General features: G+C 62.2%; 5 protein-coding genes and 3 pseudogenes. All 8 read right to left on the bottom strand.

Annotated elements, in window-relative coordinates:
* Positions 1–352: 352 nt before the first annotated feature.
* A pseudogene (locus CR919_RS21445) lies at positions 353–763 on the bottom strand (hemagglutinin repeat-containing protein); the annotation flags it as partial.
* A gap of 223 nt (positions 764–986) precedes the next feature.
* Entirely contained in the window at positions 987–1406 is a 420-nt protein-coding gene (locus CR919_RS21110; protein ID WP_133119635.1) for a hypothetical protein, read from the bottom strand.
* A 9-nt stretch (positions 1407–1415) separates the two neighbouring features.
* Positions 1416–4334 (bottom strand): hemagglutinin repeat-containing protein, encoded by a 2919-nt coding sequence (locus CR919_RS21395; RefSeq protein WP_279324058.1) that lies wholly within the window; start codon positions 4332–4334, stop codon positions 1416–1418.
* 594 nt (positions 4335–4928) lie between these two features.
* The gene (locus CR919_RS21240; RefSeq protein ID WP_165787283.1) at positions 4929–5969 is read right to left on the bottom strand and encodes a deaminase domain-containing protein; all 1041 of its coding nucleotides are present in this window, start codon (positions 5967–5969) and stop codon (positions 4929–4931) included.
* Between the two features lie 93 nt (positions 5970–6062).
* Positions 6063–6152: pseudogene (locus tag CR919_RS21390) on the bottom strand (VENN motif pre-toxin domain-containing protein); the annotation flags it as partial.
* 1105 nt (positions 6153–7257) lie between these two features.
* Positions 7258–7305, bottom strand: a pseudogene (locus CR919_RS21385) (hypothetical protein); the annotation flags it as partial.
* 124 nt (positions 7306–7429) lie between these two features.
* On the bottom strand, positions 7430–7882 hold the full coding sequence (locus tag CR919_RS21105; protein WP_133119634.1) for a hypothetical protein: 453 nt from the start codon (positions 7880–7882) through the stop codon (positions 7430–7432).
* 2 nt (positions 7883–7884) lie between these two features.
* A complete protein-coding gene (locus tag CR919_RS17355) occupies positions 7885–20778 on the bottom strand; it encodes a hemagglutinin repeat-containing protein (RefSeq protein ID WP_243380290.1) in 12894 nt (4297 codons plus the stop codon).
* Positions 20779–20780 lie beyond the last annotated feature (2 nt).

Here is a 20780-nt window from a genome sequence, read left to right as displayed (position 1 = left end):
CACCGCGCGGAGCGGTGGTGCCTTCCTTCGCGTCCCAACCGTTCATCTTGCCGCCCGCACCACCGCTGATGCTGCCGGAGCTGGCCGAGTAGTCCATCTGGTTCTGCAGGTCGCTGAAGGTCAGCGTCTGCGCGGTCAGTTCACTGTTGGCCGCGTTGGTGCTGGAAATCGCGCCGCCAATCAGCTTCACGTGTCCAGCATCCACGTGATAGCCACCGTTGCCGGCAAACAAGCCACTCTGCTGGCCCACGCCCTGGTAGCTGCCCTCGGCCTTGCCTGCACTGACATAGCCATCGGCGTTCCACGCGTTGCCGAAGGCCACCTGCACGCGCCCACCCACCTGGCTGTTCTTGGACATGCTCTCGGCCATGTCCTGCAGCGATTCGATCGTCAGCGTGCCGCCGGTCTTGACGTCGATGCGGTCGGCCGTGGCGGTCGCGCCGCGCAACGTGGTGTCACCCTCGGCCTTCAGCGAGATGTTCTGGCCGGTCAGCGTGGTGTTCTGCCAGGTGTTGCTGTCCGAGTTCGCCTTGCTGCTGCCCACGCTGGCTTCTGCATACACATAGACGCCCGTCTGCGCGCCCACCACCACGCCAACGCCCACTTCGGCGCCGGCATTGCTGCTCTTGCTGCGGTCTGCCACGTGCGCCTTGCCCACTTCCAGCAGGATGTCGCCGGCAGAATCCAGGCTGAGTGTGTTGCCTGCGCTCAGGTTGCCCTGCACTACGTGGATGCCGCCCGTGGTGCTGGTCAGGTTGACGTTGCCGCCACCCTGGGATGCTCTGGCCGGTCAGCGTGGTGTTCTGCCAGACATTGCTGTCTCTTGCTGCTGCCTGCGCCGGCCTCGGCACATAAATACATACCGGCCCGCGCAGCCACTTCAACCCGACCCAAATAATCCACGGACTATGTCCATAGAAAATTTTAACCACTCAACAAGCAAGCATAGCGACCAGCTTTTCAAATATTCGACGACGCCACCCTATTTAGCCGACATCAATTATCCTCGGCGGATCGAATAACACGACTTCACCGCCTTCGGCTTCATAAGCAAACTCGAATTTACCATCAGGCCGAACCACTATGAAACGCCCTGACGCAACATCAATCTCACTAATATAGTCACCTATAAGAATAGGTGAACCCAGATCGACCGAGAGTCCTACCGCCAATTCACCCAGCGCTTCACCATAGAACTCCGCATCACTATAAACATTAACAAATGTCGGAAACCCCCCGCCCACGTACTCAATAGAAACCCCTGCAAAGGCAGAGGAATCCGACCTCCCCCAATAATCATCTTCAGTAAGAATCGACGACGCATCCAAGCCCAACCTAGCTGCAAGAATTGGCTTCAACTCCAAAAATTCAACAACTCGACCCACAGAAAATTCAAAACCCTCCACTCCGCCCCCTCATTTACCAAGATCTCGCGACCTATATAGCTCATTCAGTTTCGAACGAGATTCCGAACTAACACCACTGTTACCAACTGAGATCATACCATCCAACGCCTTCTCAATAGATGAAGACATACCATTCTGACGGACCATATCTCTATAGAGACGGAACTCTGCCTGCGAGAGTTGAACGATACCTGGCCCCGACCGTGGGAACATGGTGGCACTCCCTGGATGCGCACCCCATACTCGACCAGAAGACACGGCAACATTACCGTCAGGCAGCAGAATCCCTTGGCCTGAATTTATCTCCCTGATGTCACCATCAATGTCATCCCCCCCCATCAACACTGATTTTAGAGTATTCCTGTTCCCGCCACCAAATCTTGTGCCCGCTCCAATTGTTTCCACGCTGTGCGCATCACTGACGCGAACTGGACCTGGCGGAATGAAATTCTTCGTACTACTTCCGCCCGAATCCCCGCCTTGATTTTTGGGCTGCTCTACAGACAATGCGTTGATCGCAGGCGCCTCACTTACACGCCTTCTCGAAGGAGATCGTGTCACGCCAAGTCCGCCTGTCTGCGGCAGTAATCCCGTCTTACCTGAGATAGCTATCCCAGCGATATTTGCGATACCCCCCATCGTTAACGTCAACGCACGACGGTTGTCCTCGCTCATGTCTCCCACGGTCGCAGCCACGAAGGCGATACTGGCCATAGCACTCGACGTCTGTGCATCTTGGATTGCGAAGTAATTCCGCAACTGCATTGACGACGGGAGCAAGTCCTCGGTGCGACTGGGCTCCAGGCCCGACTTGCGCAGAGCGTTCTCGAACAGCCGTTCGTTCGCGCCCTTCTTGCGGTAGAAAATATCCTCAACCCACGAGTAATTGGCATCCTTGTACGCTTTCTGGTCGTCCCCCAGACCAGCATATGGACGCTCGTACGCCTGCGACGGGTTGACTCCCTGCAGTTCGCCCGGGCGTAGCGTTCCAGCGCGCTCCTGGAACTGCTTTTGAAGCTCAGGCAGATCAAGAGGACCGTTCTGGGACTCATATCGGCTGATGTAGGTCGCGAGGTCAGCCGCTTGAACCTCACTCAGGTTCTCGCCTGCCAACGCCTTCCGTAGCAGCCCTGCACTCATCTGATCCCCTGCATCCAGCAGTACAAGCTCCAGGGATTCCTGCTTGTCCAACCCACCTTGCCGCTTGGCCTTCTCGCGCAGGTGAATCATTCGCGCGTGATCGTTCTGCCCCAGGAAGTTGTTCTCGGCCGAATTCTTCGCAATTCCCGCATTCAACGCTATCCCGGCCAGATCCTGCCCCGACAATCCGCCGGCCAACGCACCCACCGCCTGCGACAGCGCCAGGATCGTCCCCTTTTCCTGAGGGCTCAGCTTCGACGCATTGCCCCCATATAGCGTGTCGGTCAGGAACTTGGCTGCCACCTCACCACCTACCGCGGCCGCCGCACCTGCCCCTGCGCCGGCACCATTGACCTCGGCCAACACCGCGCCCAAGAGTGCATGCGACAGCAACTGCATGGTTGCGTTGGGGTCCTTGCCATGGTTCGGATCAAATGTGCTACCAATGAAGAAGGCTGCATAAGGTGCAAGCGCATTGGACGCAAGCTGGCCGACAGCCTGTCCGCCTGCACTTCCCACTAATGCGGTAGTCACGGCATCCAGTGCCCGGCTGTAGTCACCACCACTGCCCCACTTCTTCGCATCCTTGTAGGCCTGGCTGTTATCACTCAGCCGCTTGTCTCTCGCTTTGGCATCAAGTTTGTCGAACGCAACCTGCTCTTCGGGCGAAAGGCTGTCGTAATAGTCCTGCGTGGCCTTGTTGCTCTGATGGGTCTGGATGTCATTGGCAACCTGCCTGCTGGTAGCCACCACCGTCCCTATCGCACCCGCCATCGCCTGCTGGTCCGCCAGCAGCTTGCTGGCATCCGGCAATGCCTCCAGCGCGCGATGTGCCGCACTGGCATCGGTGTTGATGCCCAGCTCCGCCGCCGTGGTCTGCTTGCCGCCGATGGTGATGCTGCCTTCGGTCAGCGTTGCAAGCGTGGAACTGCTGTCGCCGCCACTCTCCGACATCGACATGCCTGGGCCACCGCGAGGGGCGGTAGTGCCCGCCTTCGGATCCCAACCCTTCATCTGCCCGCCGGCACCGCCACTGATGCTGCCCGAGCTGGCCGAGTAGTCCATCTGGTTCTGCAGATCGCTGAAGGTCAGCGTCTGTGCGGTCAGTTCACTGTTGGCCGCGTTGGTGCTGGAAATCGCGCCGCCAATCAGATTCACGTGTCCAGCATCCACATGATAGCCACCGTTGCCGGCAAACAAGCCACTCTGCTGGCCCACGCCCTGGTAGCTGCCCTCTGCCTTGCCTGCGCTGGCGTAGCCATCGGCATTCCACGCATTGCCGAAGGCCACCTGCACGCGCCCACCCACCTGGCTGTTCTTGGACATGCTCTCGGCCATGTCCTGCAGCGATTCGATGGTCAGCGTGCCGCCGGTCTTGACGTCGATGCGGTCGGCCGTGGCGGTCGCGCCACGCAAGGTGGTATCACCCTCGGCCTTAAGCGAAATGTGCTGGCCGGTCAGCGTGGTGTTCTGCCAGGTGTTGCTGTCCGAGTTCGACTTGCTGCTGCCCACGCTGGCTTCGGCATACACGTACACGCCCGTCTGCGCGCCCACGACAACGCCAACGCCCACTTCGGGGCCGGCATTGCTGCTCTTGCTGTGGTCTGCCACGTGCGCCTTGCCCGCTTCCAACAGGATGTCGCCCGCAGAATCCAGGCTGAGTGTGTTGCCTGCGCTCAGGTTGCCCTGCACTACGTGGATGTCGCCCGTCGTGCTGGTCAGGTTGACGTTGCCGCCGCCCTGGATGGTCGAGCCATGTGAAGAAACTCCGCCATCGAAAAATACCAGCTAGACATCTATCTCAATAGCGAACTCATTTCAGCAGAAGGCGGCAAACAAGACCGACTCCTGCATTGCACACCAAACCCCAAACCACATTTATTTCCACACCCAAATTTCGCTCAAAATATAACGAATCAATCTCGAGGAAAGCCAAACTCTAGGTGTGCGAAACAACACCATGCCACTCATACACTCAGCGCAGCCCTTACTCGCCCCAAGTCGCACAAGAAATCTACGAGCTCGGCTCCATTCAGCGCCTGAGAGGCATTCCCGGCGCTGCCGTCCGCGCAACTTCTTGCAAACTTAAATGGAATCTCATCCTCAACCTCATAAAACGACAAAGCCCCCCTATCCAATATGCAAGCAAGAAGCGCAGTTAGCGCAAAAATCTCTTCCCCGGGAAAATTCTCCAACTTCAACTCGAGAGAAGAATATGCAAATAGAATAGCCTGGCCGAAATCATAACCCAACTTACCAATGCCCTCTTCCACATCAGAGCTTACCGACCTCACGTAATCCCTATACCCCCAAGGCTTCATCATCACTTCCCACTATAAACATTAAGCTGTATTCCCGGATACCGGGCCCTAAACTGCAATATTACCTGGAACAACTAGCACACGCCTTCAACTCAGTAAAAAGATCGATCCTACCAACGGCAGACGGATTGTCCCCCAACGATCTTGCAACATTTTCAAGAATCTTGAACTCACCATCAACATCCCTCAGGAAAGCATTCTTTCCGTCAACCTTACCCCAGTCACCCACACTTAGAGTCTTGAATACGGTCTCTCCCTCAGGGGCAGCAACGAAGCCCGCTTCTCCTTCAGCATAGCGACTGAAAGCACGGAGCTCAGACGGCAGCCCCGCAATCTCAACGTTAGCAACGGCGATATTTCCCTTGGCCTGCAACTCTAGAGGTAGAGTGCCGCGCAAGTCGGAGACACGTCCGGCCAGAGATTGCTGGATTTCCGGGGCCGTGGAGTTGGACAAATATCGGGAAAAATTTCCCTGATTCGCTTTACTTCCTGCCTGCTCACCAAGCAATTCTCCTGTCCCGCGCACCAAGCCGCCTGACGTACCTCCAGCCGCGCCAATTTGAGTCAAGGCATACAGCAGCTCTGCCACATCTGGCGAAATTCCAGCCGCTTGGAATGCCTGTCCGCCCCAAGTAGCGGCAGGCTTACCCGTGAACAGCGTGCTGGTGCCGGCTACCGCGTTGTCATAGCCGCTTGCAATCAGAAAACCTGCGCCTACACAGCCGATTATCGACGCACACGATGGTGATATCGCAATACCACCAGCCGCCTGCGCCGCTCCGCCAACCGCCTGCAGGCCGCCGAATGCACGCACTCCAGCCTGATTTCTCGAACCCCAGTCAAACAGGTAATCCGTAAATGCATAGTCGAACAGCTGTTCCTGGGTTGCCACTCCATTGCCCGCCGTGTACAAATAGCCTGGCTGTACCTGCACCTTCAGCCACTGTCGATCATCCAGAGCCTCCGGGGTCGAGCCCAACGCTTCGATGGCTGCCCACTCGGCCCTCTCAACACTGCCTTCCGCGAACCCAGCTGAACATTTGACGAGAGCACACGCTGCTGCTGTGAGCTCAGCTTCACGAACAACGTCGCCGTTGCTCAACTCCTTGATGCGGGCCAGCTCTACTGCATTTAGAAGTCGATTGTTTTCTACGGCATTTTTGCTGATTCCCATACTGAGAGCGATCTGTGCAAGATCGCCCCCCGCCGCACCACCCGCCAGTGCTCCAACCGCCTGAGAGAGCGCCGAAATCGTTTCTTTGTCCGCGTAAGGGAAAGCCTGCATCAGCACGCCCGCAGCGATCTCTCCGCCCGCTCCAGCCAGCGCCCCCCCCTGACGCCGAGCCGCCATTGAGCTCCGCCAGAACTGCACCAAGCAACGCATGTGACAGTGCCTGCGCTACGGCATTGGGATCGCTACCGTGGCCTGTGTCGAATTTTTCTCCGATCAACTGGGCCGCGTAGGGAGCAAGTGCATTGCCCACGACCTGGCTGGCGCCTTGGCCGGACGCACCGCCGATAAGGGCCATAGTAACGGCGCCCAAGGCCCGGCTGTAGTCCCCGCCGATCCCCCACTGGAGTTGGGATCTGTAGAAGTTGCGGTAGTCTGCACTATGGCTGAGGACGTAGTTCTGCCGTCCCTCGGCATCAAGTGCTTGGAAGTCGGCAAGATCCTGTCCCTCAAGCTTTTCCACAAAGCCGTCATAGGCGTTCGCAGCACCGGCCTGAGCGCGGGAGGCAAGGTCTCCAGAAATCTGTCTGCTCGTTGAAAGCACCGTCCCCGCCGCAGCCGCCATCGCCTGCTGATCGGCCAGCAACTTGCTGGCATCCGGCAATGCCTCCAGCGCACGATGCGCGGCACTGGCATCGGTATTGATACCCAGCTCCGCCGCCGTGGTCTGCTTGCCGCCGATGGTGATGCTGCCTTCGGTCAGCGTTGCAAGCGTGGAACTGCTGTCGCCGCCACTCTCCGACATCGACATGCCTGGGCCACCGCGAGGGGCGGTAGTGCCCGCCTTCGGATCCCAACCCTTCATCTGCCCGCCGGCACCGCCGCTGATGCTGCCGGAGCTGGCCGAGTAGTCCATCTGGTTCTGCAGGTCGCTGAAGGTCAGCGTTTGTGCAGTCAGTTCACTGTTGGCCGCGTTGGTGCTGGAAATCGCGCCGCCAACCAGGTTCACGTGCCCGGCATCCACGTGATAGCCACCGTTGCCGGCAAACAAGCCACTCTGCTGGCCCACGCCCTGGTAGCTGCCCTCGGCCTTGCCTGCACTGACATAGCCATCGGCATTCCACGCGTTGCCGAAGGCCACCTGCACGCGCCCACCCACCTGGCTGTTCTTGGACATGCTCTCGGCAATGTCCTGCAGCGATTCGATGGTCAGCGTGCCGCCAGTCTTGACGTCGATGCGGTCAGCCGTCGCGGTCGCGCCGCGCAAGGTGGTGTCACCCTCGGCCCTCAGCGAAATGTTCTGGCCGGTGAGCGTGATGCTTTACCAGCAACACAACTACAGATGATTAACTATCGGCCCTTCGGCCAAGAGTCGCAGCACCTCCCGCAGTTCACTGCAATGGATCCCAGGGCGACCTGAAGAACACAAGCCCAGCAAGGAGATCTCCTTGACTGTAAAACTCACCAAACAATCGAAGTGCAACATTGACATCACTACATACTTTTCGAGAATCCCATAAATCATCGTCAAATGTTACGTAACCACTAGCCGCTCCACCATCAGACCCCCACCACTCCAGAATTTCCATCTTCATATCATCCGAAGAAGTAAAAGCAAACATCCTGAAATTGCCCGGATTTGCGTCCATGCTCATCTTACGGATGTAGCAATCGCTTGCATCGAGAAGCCGCAATCTTACTCGCCCCCCTTGAGCGAACACCGCTCTAACTCCAGCCTCAATCCTACTCCATACCACCCCTTCTGTGATTTCAACATGCGGCCTGGAACGCCCGACAAGAATTTCAACCTCGAACGCTCGACCGTCCTTAAGACTATCATCCATCATCATTCCCACCCCTTCCCCCTTACCCAAACATGAACTCTACCATTACTCGTATCCAACACTCTCACACTATTCAAACCGGCGCGATCAGCAGCCTTTCCGATATCGGACATACAAAAATCACAAACGGATCTTCCTCGGACGACCATACTCATATCCTCCCCTCTTGTAAGGCCTGCATCGAACGCCTGTTGAATCAACGCGATCTCGGCATGTGCCTCTTTCATATTTGAATTTGGACGTCCTGGAGCCACTAAATCTGAGATCAAGGTCGGCCGATTCGGATCGGCCAAATGAGCTGGCCGCGACCCCTGATTGGTATCCCACAGCACTTGGCCACCAATGCTACTCTCTGCAATTACCTCAATTGGCTTTCCACCACCGGGCAACATCGTATTAAGCCTAACATCAACTTTTTGTAGCTCGAACAGATCAGACTTCAGCCGATCGGCGGCGACGATTGACGAATCCGGAACTTGTAGAACGGGATGTTCGATTAAACCGATCCCATCAATATTATCTGGCAGCAGATGCGGGGGCAGCGAGCCATCTGGCTCCAACTTCACCAGCCGCGCCTCTCGAGCTCGTTCGAGCGCCTCCGAGGCGGCGGCCTCCAATGCGGTGGTCTTAGCCCCCTTTGAAAGGAATGCCTCCGGCCCGACCAAGGAAGTTCCGATGTCAAACGTGAGCTTGCCACCAATGTCAGCCGCTTGATCTACGTCTTCAAAATTCCACGAGTTCCTACCACCAGTCAGGTAGTACGCAAGGCCTGCCGTCTTTTCCATGTACCCATTGATGGCCTGACTTATCGCGTTGTTGCGTTTTTCGGAGAAGGCTTGCAAGCCAAGTTTGTCCATCTCCTTGTAATCCGAGAAAAGGCCCAGCAGAACACTGATCTGGTTCATGCTTGCCGCACCAGCTACAAGGTCCTTTCCGCCGGTCCAAAGCCCGTTTACGAACGCAGCACCAGCGACCGCCCGATTCGTCGACAACAGCCAGTCGGCTTCCGCACCGTAGCCTGCGCCACGCAATAGATCAACGGTGTTCGAACCGCACTCACCAACCAGCGAACAGTACACCTTCCTTTGCAGATCTTCGGTGGAAGAGTGAATTGCCAACGTGTCAAGGTTGACCCCAGAACCGGCATTCTTGCTCGCAGCGATGAGCTTATCGGCGTTTTCCGCCATCCAGTCGTCATACTCCCCCTTGTATATAGGAGAGTTATGCGATTCCAATGCAATCTTCGCAAGTGATCGCTGCTCACTGCACGCGATAGACCCTGGCACTTGGCATGCCATCATCAGCTTGTAATCGCGCTCAGCGGAGAGCCGCTCGAAGTTCTCCTTGATATCGCAGTCTTTACCTGCATCAGAACAGATAACAGTCGCCTGAAGGTACTCCATCCGCTCGTCGTGATTCAGGTAGTTGTTCTCAACGGAGTTTTTCGCGATACCCATGCCCAATGTCGCGCCAGAAATTCCTGCACCGGAAAGTCCTCCCGCCATTGCGCCGACCGCTTGTCCGAGCACCCTTACTTGCTCCGCCTGCTCGGGCGTCAACTGCCCCTTATTCTGTTTGGCGTAGTAGTCGCCCAGAAATTTGGCAGCAAGCTCACCACCACCGGCCGCAAGCGCCCCACTCCCCGCCGAGCCACCGTTGGCCTCTGCCAACAGCGCCCCCAGCAACGCGTGCGACAGCATCTGCATGGCCTCACTAGGCACAGCGCTCTGCTTGTTCGGGTCGAACGTCTTGCCGATCAGTTCAGCCGCATATGGTGCCAGCGCATTGGAACCCAGCTGACCCAGTCCCTGTCCTGCAACACCTCCGACCAACGCGCTGGTCACCGCGCCAAGCGCACGACCGTAGACACCGTCAGGAGCCCACTTCTGCTGCGTGACCAACGCCTCGGGGTATGACGGATCGAACACTTTCAGGCGATTGAACTGCTCCTCCGGAGCAAGCGCGTTGAATGCCTCCTTTTCTGCGGCGGTCATCCGTTCCTGATACTTGTCCGTGATCCTGCGCGCGTCCAAACTCCCAATGTCATTGGCAATCTGCTGGCTCGTAGCCAGTACCGTCCCCGCGGCAGCAGCCATCGCCTGCTGATCCGCCAACAACTTGTCCGCGTTCGGCAGCGCCTCCAGCGCGCGGTGCGCCGCAGCGGCATCGGTATTGACCCCCAATTCTGCCGCGCTGGTCTGTTTGCCGCCGATGGTGATAGTGCCTTCGGTCAGTGTCGCCAGCGTCGAACTGCTGTCGCTGCCGCTCTCCGACATCGGCAAGCCCGGGCCACCGCGGGGGGCGGTAGTGCCCGCCTTCGGATCCCACCCCTTCATCTGCCCGCCTGCACCGCCACTGATGCTCCCCGAGCTGGCCGAGTAGTCCATCTGGTTCTGCAGATCGCTGAAGGTGAACGTTTCCGCCGTCAGCGCACTGTTGCCCGCGTTCGTACTGGCAATCGCGCCGCCAATCAGATTCACGTGTCCGGCATCAACGTTGTACCCGCCATTGCCGGCAAACAACCCGCTCTGCTGGCCCACGCCCTGATAATTCCCGTTGGCCTTGCCTGCGCTGGCATAGCCATCGGCATTCCACGCGGTACCCAACGAAACCTGCACGCGGCCGCCCACCTGGCTGTTTTTGGACATGCTCTCGGCAATGTCCTGCAGCGATTTGATGGTCAGTGTGCCGCCGGTTTTGACGTCGATTCGGTCGGCAGTCGCCGTCGCACCCCGCAGGGTGGTATCGCCTTCGGCTTTCAGCGAGATGTTCTGGCCGGTCAGTGTGGTGTTCTGCCAGGTGGTGCTCTCGGCGTTGGACTTGCTGCTGCCCACGCTGGCTTCGGCATAGACATACACGCCGGTCTGCGCGCCAACTGCCACGCCCACGCCTACTTCGGCACCGGCGTTGCTGCTCCTGCTGCGGTCGGCCAGCTGCGACTTGCCCGCTTCCAGCAGGATGTCGCCGGCAGAATCCAGGCTCAGCGAGTTGCCCGCGCTCAGGTTGCCCTGCACCACGTGGATATCCCCGCGGGTGCTGGTCAGGTTGACGTTGCCGCCGCCCTGGATGGTCGAACCGCGCGATACCATGCTGCTACCATCAGCGCTGCTGTTGGCGGTCTTGAAGCCGATACCGGCCTCGGCACTGAACAAGGCACCGCTGCCGCCCTCGCCAAAGGCGTTGGCGACCGCACTGGCCGCCTGATAGGCGTTGGCACCTGCCGCCATGCCCTGCATCTTCTGCAGACGATCATCAGAGTGACGGGCCGCGTCCACGTTGTTGATCAGGTCGATCAGCGGCGACTTCACCCGCGCGAACACGCCGATCTTCAGGTCCTTGTCGCTCTGCGAGTAATGACCGCTTTCGTCGGCGGTCAGCAGCTCGATCTCGGCGGCAGTGATGTTCACGTCCTTGGCGGCCACCACATTGCTGGCCGTCTGCGTGTACTTGCCGCCAGCGGTCAGGTTCACACTGCCGCCCAGGCTGCCGATGCTGCTGGCCACCTGTGACACCTGCGCGCTGTCGTCCTGATGCTGCTCGCGGTGCCAGCCGGAGAACTTTTCGGTATCGGAAATCTGTACCGAGCCGATCGCCTTGCTGTCCGACGTATTGGCGTTGCTGACCGTGTCCTGCCCGCTGCGCACCAGCAGATCGCCAGCCGCACGGATGTTCACGTCCTTCTCGGCGGCGATGTTGGCCGCGGTCAGGCTGATGTTGCCTTCGGTAGTGGCCATGCGCACGCCGCCGCCCACCGAAAGCTGGGTGCCGGTGATGGTGTCGCTGCTGCCGCTGCCCTGGCTCTGCGAGTTGTTGGTACCGAACGGCAGCCCACTCGTGTTGTTGGCAAGGCCCCAACCCTTGCCGCGGCTGCTGCTGTCGCTGCGCTCGGTGTTGTGGGCCACGTCGAACACGATGTCCTTGGTGGCCAGCAGCACGGCGTTGCCCTCGGCCGACATCTGCGTGCCCTGGCTGAGGATCGAGCCCCCGTTGGCAATCAGCGTGAGATCCCCTCCTGCAGCCAACTGGCTGACACGAGCGTCACTGGTCGAATGGCTCTGCTCGCTGTTGGAGCGCTGGCTGCCGGCGGTCACCACGGTCGAGGTAGTGGCCGCACGCAGGCCGGACGCTGCGCCTTCAGCGGTGCGGGTGATCCGTCCCATCGCCGAGCCGCTGTCGGCCATACCGTCGGTGGTCGAATCGCGGGCGCTGCGGTAGGCCTTGGTCGGGTCATAGGTCACGCCCACCGAGAATCCGCTGGACTTGCTCGCCTGACTGGATTCGCTGTCCGTGGTGTCCTGCCGCGCCAGCAGGGCGATGTCCTTGCCCACCAGCGTCAGGTTTTCGCCAGCGGCGACGTCCGAAGCGGCAATCGTCAGCTGGTTGCCAGCATTGATCAGCACATTACCTTCGCGCGAGGCGATGGCCGACCCGACCTGCGTGGTGGACTGCTCGGCGCTGGTGCTGCTGTTCTTCGCGCTGCTGTAGCCCACCGATGCCACGCCGTTGCCAAAGCCTCCGGTAATGCCGGATTTCTTCTTGCTCTCGCTGGATTCACTGCTGTGATGGTCCTCGGCGGCGGTGATCAGTACGTTGTTGCCTGCCCCCAGAATCACGTTGCCGGTGGCATCGACCACCGCACCGACTGCGGTCAGATCGCGACCGGCAGTGATGTTGATGCTCTCGCCCTGGATCGCCGTACCGATGGCATAGCTGTCGCTGTTGTCGACGCTGCGCGTGGTGGTAGTGCTGGAAAGCGTCTTCTTTTTCTTCTCGTAGCTGTCCAGGCTGTAGTCGTGCGTCTCATTGGCCGAGAGCAGGTTGACGTCGCGGCCGGCGGCTACGCTGACTGCGCCATCGCTGCTGTCGACCAGTGCGGCCGTCAGGTTCACGTCGCGGCCTGCGCTCAGCAGCAGATTGTCCCCCGCCTGCAGCGTGCTCCCCCGCACCGTCTCATCACTCTGGCTGACCTGTCGCGAGCTGCGTTTGCCCGCCGCGCTGGAGTCGTTGCTGACACTGTCCACCAGCGCCTGGCTGTTGATGTCACCGCCGGCCTGCAATGCCAGGCCACCACCGGCCTTGATCTGTGCTGCAGCGAGGTTGATGTCCTTGCCAGCAGCCAGCACCACGTCACCAGCGCCCTGCACCGTGGTAACTGCGTGAGTGGTCTGGCTGCTGCGCACATGATTGCGCTCGTCGTAGGTGGAGTCGTTGCGCTGGCCAAGCGTCAACGCACCCAGATCAAGACTGCCGCCTGCCGCCAACTGGGTAAGCCCATCAGCACCGGCATTATGGATCTGCGCGGCCTGCAGGCTGATGTCACCGCCGGCCACCACCGACAACATGCCATCGCCGCTGGGGTTGGTCACATACAGGCCGGCGACACGATCGAGCTGGGTAATCTCGAACGCATGCGTACCACCTGCGCCGAGGGTCTCCACGGTCGAGGCCACAGTGACATTTCCCACCGCCTGCACAGACAGCGCATCAGTAGCGGTAACGGTCGCACCGACGATACGGATGTCCTTGTCCGAGGAAAGACCCACGTACTGGCCGGAGATACTTCCGCCCAGGTGTTCGATGTTGCCGGCATCGATGGTCACCAGCTTGCGGCCGGCGATGTCACCGGTATTGACCAGCCCATTGGCCAGCTTGATGTCCACGTTGGCACCGGCCAGCAGCGTCCCCTGCCCATCCAGGTCGCCCGGACGCAGGCGCAGATAGACCTGCGGCACCAGTGCGGTGGTGGTGCTGCCGTCGGCCAGCGTCACAGTCTGCTCGACGAGCCAGACAATGTCGCTGGTCAGCTGGGCCATCTGCGCCTCGGTCAGCGCCACGCCCGGCCGCAGGCCCCATTCGCTGGCCACGGTAGCGCCGGCTTCCAGCAGCGCGCGGTACTGCGCCTCATCGCTGGCGTAACCATCAAGGAAGCGGCGGCCGGTCAGCTCGCCGATCTGCTCGCGCACCAGCTTCTGTTCGTAGTAGCCGTCACCCAGCCGCTTCTGCACGGTATCGGGCGAGTAGCCCATCTCCCCCAGCAGGTGGTCCGAGCTCAGCCAGGTCTTGTGGTCGGTGAAGCGCGGATCGGTTTCAACCAGATAGTTGCCGCCATTGCGGTTGACGTTGAACAGGCTGGCCGTGGGTGCACGGGTGTCCGGCGCGCCCATCGCGATGCGGTCCGGCGAGTCCCCGGCGGCGGCAACCACGCGCGACCCGGATGCGGCGCCGTTGCCTGCGATACCGCCCACCGTGCCGCCCTGCTGCGTGCCCGCTGCATCGGCCGCCTGCGCCAGCGCGCGCTCCGCACCTGTTCCACCGGCATGGCCCGGGCCCTGTGCACCACCGTGGCCAGGGCCGTCCGGCAGTGTCTTCGGCCCCTGCACGTTGAGGTTGGCCATTGCCGCGCCATCCTGCACGTTGGGCGCGTTGCGGCCCTGGTTGAGGTTACTCAGATCGCCGACGTCGATGGTGAGCGTGCCGTTGGCGGTGATCTGCCCGCCCAGTTGGCCGATCTTTTCGGAGATGGGTGCTGCTTCCCACTGCGTGCGGGTGCCGTTGTAGGCAATCGATGTGTTGTTGAACGTATGCGTTCGAAACAGCTCCACGCCCTCATTACGCACACGGCTGTCCGCACCGTGGCCAACGATCTGCATGTTGCCGCCGGCAGCGATCTGCGCGTAGAGGTTGTTCAGCTCATCTACCGAAAGGCGCATGTTGCCACCCGATCGAATGACCGCATCGGCGCCGACGCCAGGCTGCAGCTGGTCCTCGTAGGCGACGTGGTGCGCCAGGCGGTTCTGCTCGTTGAGGCTGGTTTCCTGGGTGTGCTGGCGTCGCCCGAAAATCGTCGCGTCCGGATTGTTGAAACCGGCGGGGGTGATGAACTGGATGCAGCTGGTGCTGCACGTTCCATACGCATTGGAGAAGGTCAGACGGTCGGTCTGGTAGGTGAACTTCTCCTTGGATTTGAGCACATCGAAGGGGTCGCCACCTGCCACCTGGTCCGGATTGGCGGCAGTACCCTTGCTGACGTAGTAGATCGTGACCGTCCCGTTCACCGGGTCCATGCGCCAGCGCTCGCCACGCACGTCATAGCCCAGGCCGCCGGAACCGAAGAAGAAGCGCGAGGTGTTCGCAGTCAGGCGGATCACCGCTTTGCCCAGCCGGGTGCCGTCGGCAGCAATGAAGGGCTCGTCCTGCAGCACGTCTTCCGGCGCGATGTAGTAGAACTCCCATGCTTTGTAGTTGCTGGTGTCGCTGACCGTTCCCGCCGTGTTCTTGCTGTTCTTCTGCCACGACGCAACAGTCATGCTCGCGGTGGTGTCTATCGTCTTTGTCGAAACGACCGACACATTCTCACGGATGTTGTTGATCACACCCGCATCGATCGCCAGGTTGCCAGCCACATCGATGATCGAACCGATGTTGTCGATCCTGCCGGCCGTGCCCGCAGCAATGCGGTCAGCCCCCAGCGATCCGCCGATGGCCGCATCGCCGCCGCTGTAGATCAGGCCCTTGCCGGTGTTCTGCAGTTCGCGCACGCCCAGGTCCAGGCGCTCGCGCGCGGCCACGGTGCCGACGCGGGTGGCACCGTTGGCATCCTCGGCATGGTTCTTCAGCACGCCGGCGGAGATCGCCACGTGGTCGCCATAGATGCGGCCGGTGCCGAGGTTGTCCAGCACATCGGCTTCGAGGTGGGTCACCTTGCCGTCGATCAGGCCGCGGTTGGTCAGCTGGCCACGGGCATTGAGATGGGTAACGCCTTCGCTGGAGATCTCGCCGTTGGCAGCGTTGGTGATGTTCTGCGCGTTGAGATCGAGGTTGCCGCCCCGCAGCACGCCCTGGTTGTCCAAGTCGCCGGACAGATGCAGGGCCAGCGTGCCGTTGGCAACCCATTCGCCGCGGTTGCTCAGGCCCTGCTGCAGGGTCAGGCTCAGGTCGCGCTGGGCATGCACCTGACCGTCCTCGCTCAGTGCACGCGCCACCAGGGTCTGGCTGCCATCGGCCCGCAGCAGGCCGCCACTGTTGGCAACGCTGTCGGCACTGCTGTCGAGGTTGCCGCCGGTGGTGATGACACCCCCGTTGTTCTGCAGCTGGCCGTTGACCTGCAACCGCGCGCCACCGTCGGTGACGATCTGGCCCTGGCTGTTGTCCAGCCACTGCGTTCCAAACTGCAGCTGGCCCGCCTGCAGGCCGCGGGTACCATCGCCGCCGCGCGTGTTGCGGTTGTCGACACTGGCTGCGGTGAGGGTCAGCAACTGACCGGCGGCAATCGCGCCGGCCGTGTTGTCCAGGTGCCCGCTCAGGGTCAGGTCGAGATTGCGCCCGGCCTGCACGCGCCCGGCGCCGTTGGCCAGCGTCGTCGCCTGCAGCGACAGGCCCGCCGCGCTGGCAAGGGTACCGCCGGCGCTGTTGTCGACACTGGCCAGCAGCAGCCGCGCATCGCCCTGTGCGCTCAACGTGCCACCGCGGTTGTCCAGCGCACCACCGTCCAGCTGTAGCGTGCCCGCCGCCAACAGGCCGCCACTGCTGGCGGTGCCCCGGTTGTCGATGGCCTGCCCTGCGGTATCGATGCGCAGATCAGTGGCCGACTGTATCCGGCCGCCCTGGTTGTCCAGTGCGCCGCTGTGCACGGTCAGCGCACCCGTCTGTGTACCCAGCGTGCCACTGCGGTTGTCCAGTCGCTGGCCACGGGTATCGACGGTCAGCTGGCCGCCCAGCAGCGTGCCGCGCTGGTTGTCGAGGCCGTTGGCCTGCAGCTGCAGCAGCTCGCCGGCCTGCATCGCGCCATCGCTGTTGTCCACGCCTGCAACCGTGGTCAGCAACAGGTCCTTGCCAGCCACCACCGTGCCATGCCGGTTGTCGAAGCTGGCAGCGTCCAACGTCATCGCACCGGCGCTGGACAGCAGCCCCTGGCTGCCGTTGTCGAGACGACCGTCGATGCCCAGTACCAGCTCGCTGCCACCGGCGTGGACGGTACCGCCGCGGTTGTCGACGCTGGCCGCGGTGATCGTACCGGCGCCAGCCAACAGGATGCGCCCGGTATGGTTGTCCAGTGCCTGGCCGATGGCCAGGGCGGACCGGCCACTGCCGGCACCCTGCAGGGTGCCCTGCGCATTGATCAGCTGCTGCGCGGCAACGTCGAGCACACCGTTGCTGGCCAGCGAGCCGCCGCGATTGTCCAGCAGCCCCTGCACACGCAGGCGCAGTGCCTCTTCACCGGTGGCAGTGAGCGCACCGCCGGCGGTAGTCAGGCTATCGGCAGTGATATCGATGCGGCGCGCCGAGGTGGTCGCCTTCGACAGATCTAGGGTCTTGCCCTCCAGTACGAACGTGCCATTGCTGAGCACGCTGCCGCCCGACCCCAGCAGGGTCTGCGCATGCACCTGCAACTGGCCGCTGCCGGCGTGCTGGATCTTGCCTGCGCTGTTGTCCAGCGTCTGTGCCTGCAGCGTCAGGTCACCATTGCTGGCCAGCGTACCGCCGGCATTGCCCAGCGTGGTGGCACTGATGCGGCTGGCGCCCTCGCCACTGGCAATGATGCGGCCACCGGCGTTGTCCAGCGTTCCGGCCTCAAGGTCGAAGCGATCAGCGCCCAGCGTTGCCTCGCGATGGTCCACCGCGTCCGCACGCAGGGTCAGCGTGGCCGCAGACACCAGCGTGCCCTTGCTGCCATCCAGGCGGGTCGTGGTGATGTCCAGGCCCAGGTTGCCGGCCTGGCGGATGGAACCGGCGGTGTTGTCGACCCGCGCGGCAGTAATGGTCAGTCGGTTGGCATTGCTGGCGATGGTGCCTTCATGGTTGTCCAGCGTCCGGGTAACCTGCAGCGCGCTGTCGGCCGTACCGGCGGCACTGAGCGTGCCCTTGCGGTTGAGCAGTTCACCGGCCTGCACGTCCAGCGCGCCGTTGCCGGCAATCGTGCCGCCTCTGTTGTCCACGGCCTGCACCACGCGCACCTGCAGCGCGTCGCTACCCGTTGCGCTGAGGTTGCCGCCGGCGTTGTCCAGGCGTTCGGCATTGATCGCAATACGCTCGGCCTGGGTGGTGCTGCCGGCACCCAGCACCAGCTCCCCACCCTCAAGCGTCAGCGACGACTGGCTGAGAATCCGGCCCGCCGCGCCCTGCAGCGCATCGGCACGGATCTGCAGCGTGCCGCTGCCCGCGTGTTCGATTGCACCGCTACGGTTGTCCAGCCGCGCCGCCTGCAGCAGCACATCGCCCGTGCCGGCCAGACGGCCGCCGTTGCGGTTGTCCAGCAGCTCGCGCGCCTGCACCTGCAACAGGCCGTTACCCGCAGCCAGTACCCTGCCGCCCTGGTTGAGCAGACTGCCAACCTGAAGCTGCAACGCACCGTTACCGGAGATCGTACCGGCGCTGTTGTCCAGATCGTCGCGCACGCTCAGCGTCGCGCCTTGGGTACCGGCCGACTGCAGCGTGCCCTTCTGGTTGTCGATGCCGCCGGCGTCGATGCGCAGGCCTGCATTGCCGAGCACCTGCCCGCCCTGGTTGTCGAAGGTTCCGCGCACATCCAGCGCCAGCTCGGAAGTGCCGAGCGAGACGATCTGGCCACCGGCATTGCGCAGGCCATCGGCGTTGATCTGCACGCTCTGGGCGGAGGTGGTGCCGCCACTCACATCCAGCTGGCCACCGGTCAGCGTCAGGTCGCCGTTGCTGAGCAGGCGGCCTTCGCTGCCACGCAGGGTATCGGCGTGCACGCGCAGGGAGCCATTGCCTGCCTGCTGCAGCAGGCCCCTGCTGTTGTCCAGCGTGGTCGCTGTCAGGTTCAGATCGCCATTGCCGGCCACGGTGCCACCGGCGCTGTTGTCCAGCGTACCGGCGCGCAGCGTGCTGCCTTGGTTGCCCAGCGACAGCAGGTTGCCACCGCGGTTGTCCAGCGTGCCGGCGACGATCTGGAACTGTCCTGCGGTGAGCGTGCCATTGCGCACGTCCGCGTTGCCCACCGTCCAGTCCAGGCGACCGAGCGTGCTCAGGCGGCCACCGGCACCGGTCCAGTCGCCGGTGGTCAGCAGCAGCCCGCCGTCACCGGCATGCTCGAGGCGACCGCCTGCATTGGATACCCGGCCTGCGCCCAGGGTCAGACGCTCGGCGTTGGTGGCCAGCAGGCCACCGTCGTTGTTGAACGTGTCGTGCACCGTCCAGGCCGATGCTGCACTGCCGGCATGGCGCAGCTCGCCTGCCCGGTTGTCCAGCGACCGCGCCTCCAGCTGCAGCGTACCGGCCACGCTCAGCGTGCCCTTCTGGTTGGACAGCGCACCCAGCTGCAGCGCAGCGTCGCCGTGCACCTGCACGGTGCCGCCGTCGTTGTTCAGATCGCCCCTGGCCTGCAGCGAGGCCACGCCAATGCGACCTCCGCTGTTGTCCAGACCATTGCCGGCAACCAGCGAAACACGACCGCCGCTGCTGATGCTGCCGCCGTCGTTGTCGAGAAGGCCGGCGATGTCCAGCACACCCGTGGCCAACGGAACCACCGGCGTCACCGGCGTACCGCCCCCCGTGCCGGTACCGGGGGTACCTGTACCGGGCGTACCGGTTCCGGGCGTTCCGGTACCTGGCGTTCCGCCGCTTCCCGGGGAGGTGCCGCTGCCGGGGGTACCGCCGGTACCGCCCGACGCCACCGCATCCAGCGCACCGATCAGGCCGTCGCTGCGATTGCTCACGCTGCCCGCGTTGGCATTGAACGCCTGCACGCCGGTCTGCTCGATCGCACCGCCACGGTTGCGCAGCCCCTGCGCCTGCAGCTGCAGGCGCTGTGCATTGAGCTTGCCGCCACTGTTGTCCAGCGTGCCGCCGGAAGTGATTGCAGCCTCGCGCGTGGCGGCTATCGTGCCGCTGTTGGCCAGATCGCCGCTCGCCTGCACGCGCACGTTCTGCAGCGACTGCAGCGCGCCGGTGTTCTCCAGCCGGCCATCCACCGTGACCACCAGTTCGCCGGCCTGCGCACCGATGCTGCCGGCATTGCGCACGCCCACGCCGTGTTCATTGCCCACCAGCCAGATCTTGTTGGCGAACATGCCGCCCAGCGCGCCCACGTCCAGCGCGAAGGTCGGTGCATCGCCGCTGGCCGCCGTGGCGGTCACTTGGTTGTGGTCGGCACTGACCACGTTGTTGCCGAGCGATGCCTGCAGCTGGTTGGCCCAGATGCCGGCGTTGACCTTCAGCGATCGGGTGATCAGGTCGGTGTAGTCGGCGCGGCTGGTATCGAGGCCATCGCCGTTGACCTCGATCGCCCCACCACTGACCCGATAACCTTCCAGTGCACCGGCACCGGTGAACATCGGCGTACCGGTGGTGAGCGTGACGCGGCTGGCATTGAGGAAACCGCCGCCGTTGACCTGGATACCGGCCGGATTGGCGATGATCACCTCGGCGCGCTGTCCAGCCACTTCCACGTAGCCATTGAGTCGGCTGGCCGGGCCATTGACCTCATTGAGGATGACCCGTGCGCTGCCGGTGGCCAGCCATGGATTGCCCTGCACCCAACCGCCCAGCTGCGTCTGCACCTGGCCACGCGCATTGTTGAGGATCACGCCCTCGCGGCCGACATCGAACTGCGAATAGCGATTACGTGAGACACCACCGGCCGACGGCGTGGTGATGTTGACCATCGGCACGCCGTTCGGCGCGGTCACCACGGTGGGCCGCTCACGGCCGGGCGCATTGGGATCGGACAAGATGTGGCCACCCGACTGCGCCTGCGCCAAGGGCAGCAGGCTGACCCAGCCCAGCGAACACATCAACGCGAAGCCCAGGGGCGACAATGCGGCGCTCTGCCGGCCAGCGACCTGGCCGACCAGGCCACCGCCGCCCTTCACCAGTTCCGAAGCGACCTGCCACACGCGCAGCGCGCGGTTGAAAACCAGGCGATAGATGCTGTTCATTT

This window comes from Stenotrophomonas sp. LMG 10879 (assembly GCF_002750935.1).
GTDB classification, from domain to species: domain Bacteria; phylum Pseudomonadota; class Gammaproteobacteria; order Xanthomonadales; family Xanthomonadaceae; genus Stenotrophomonas; species Stenotrophomonas lactitubi_B.
Note: the sequence above shows the minus strand (reverse complement) of the source record. Positions and strands in the feature narration are given on the sequence as shown.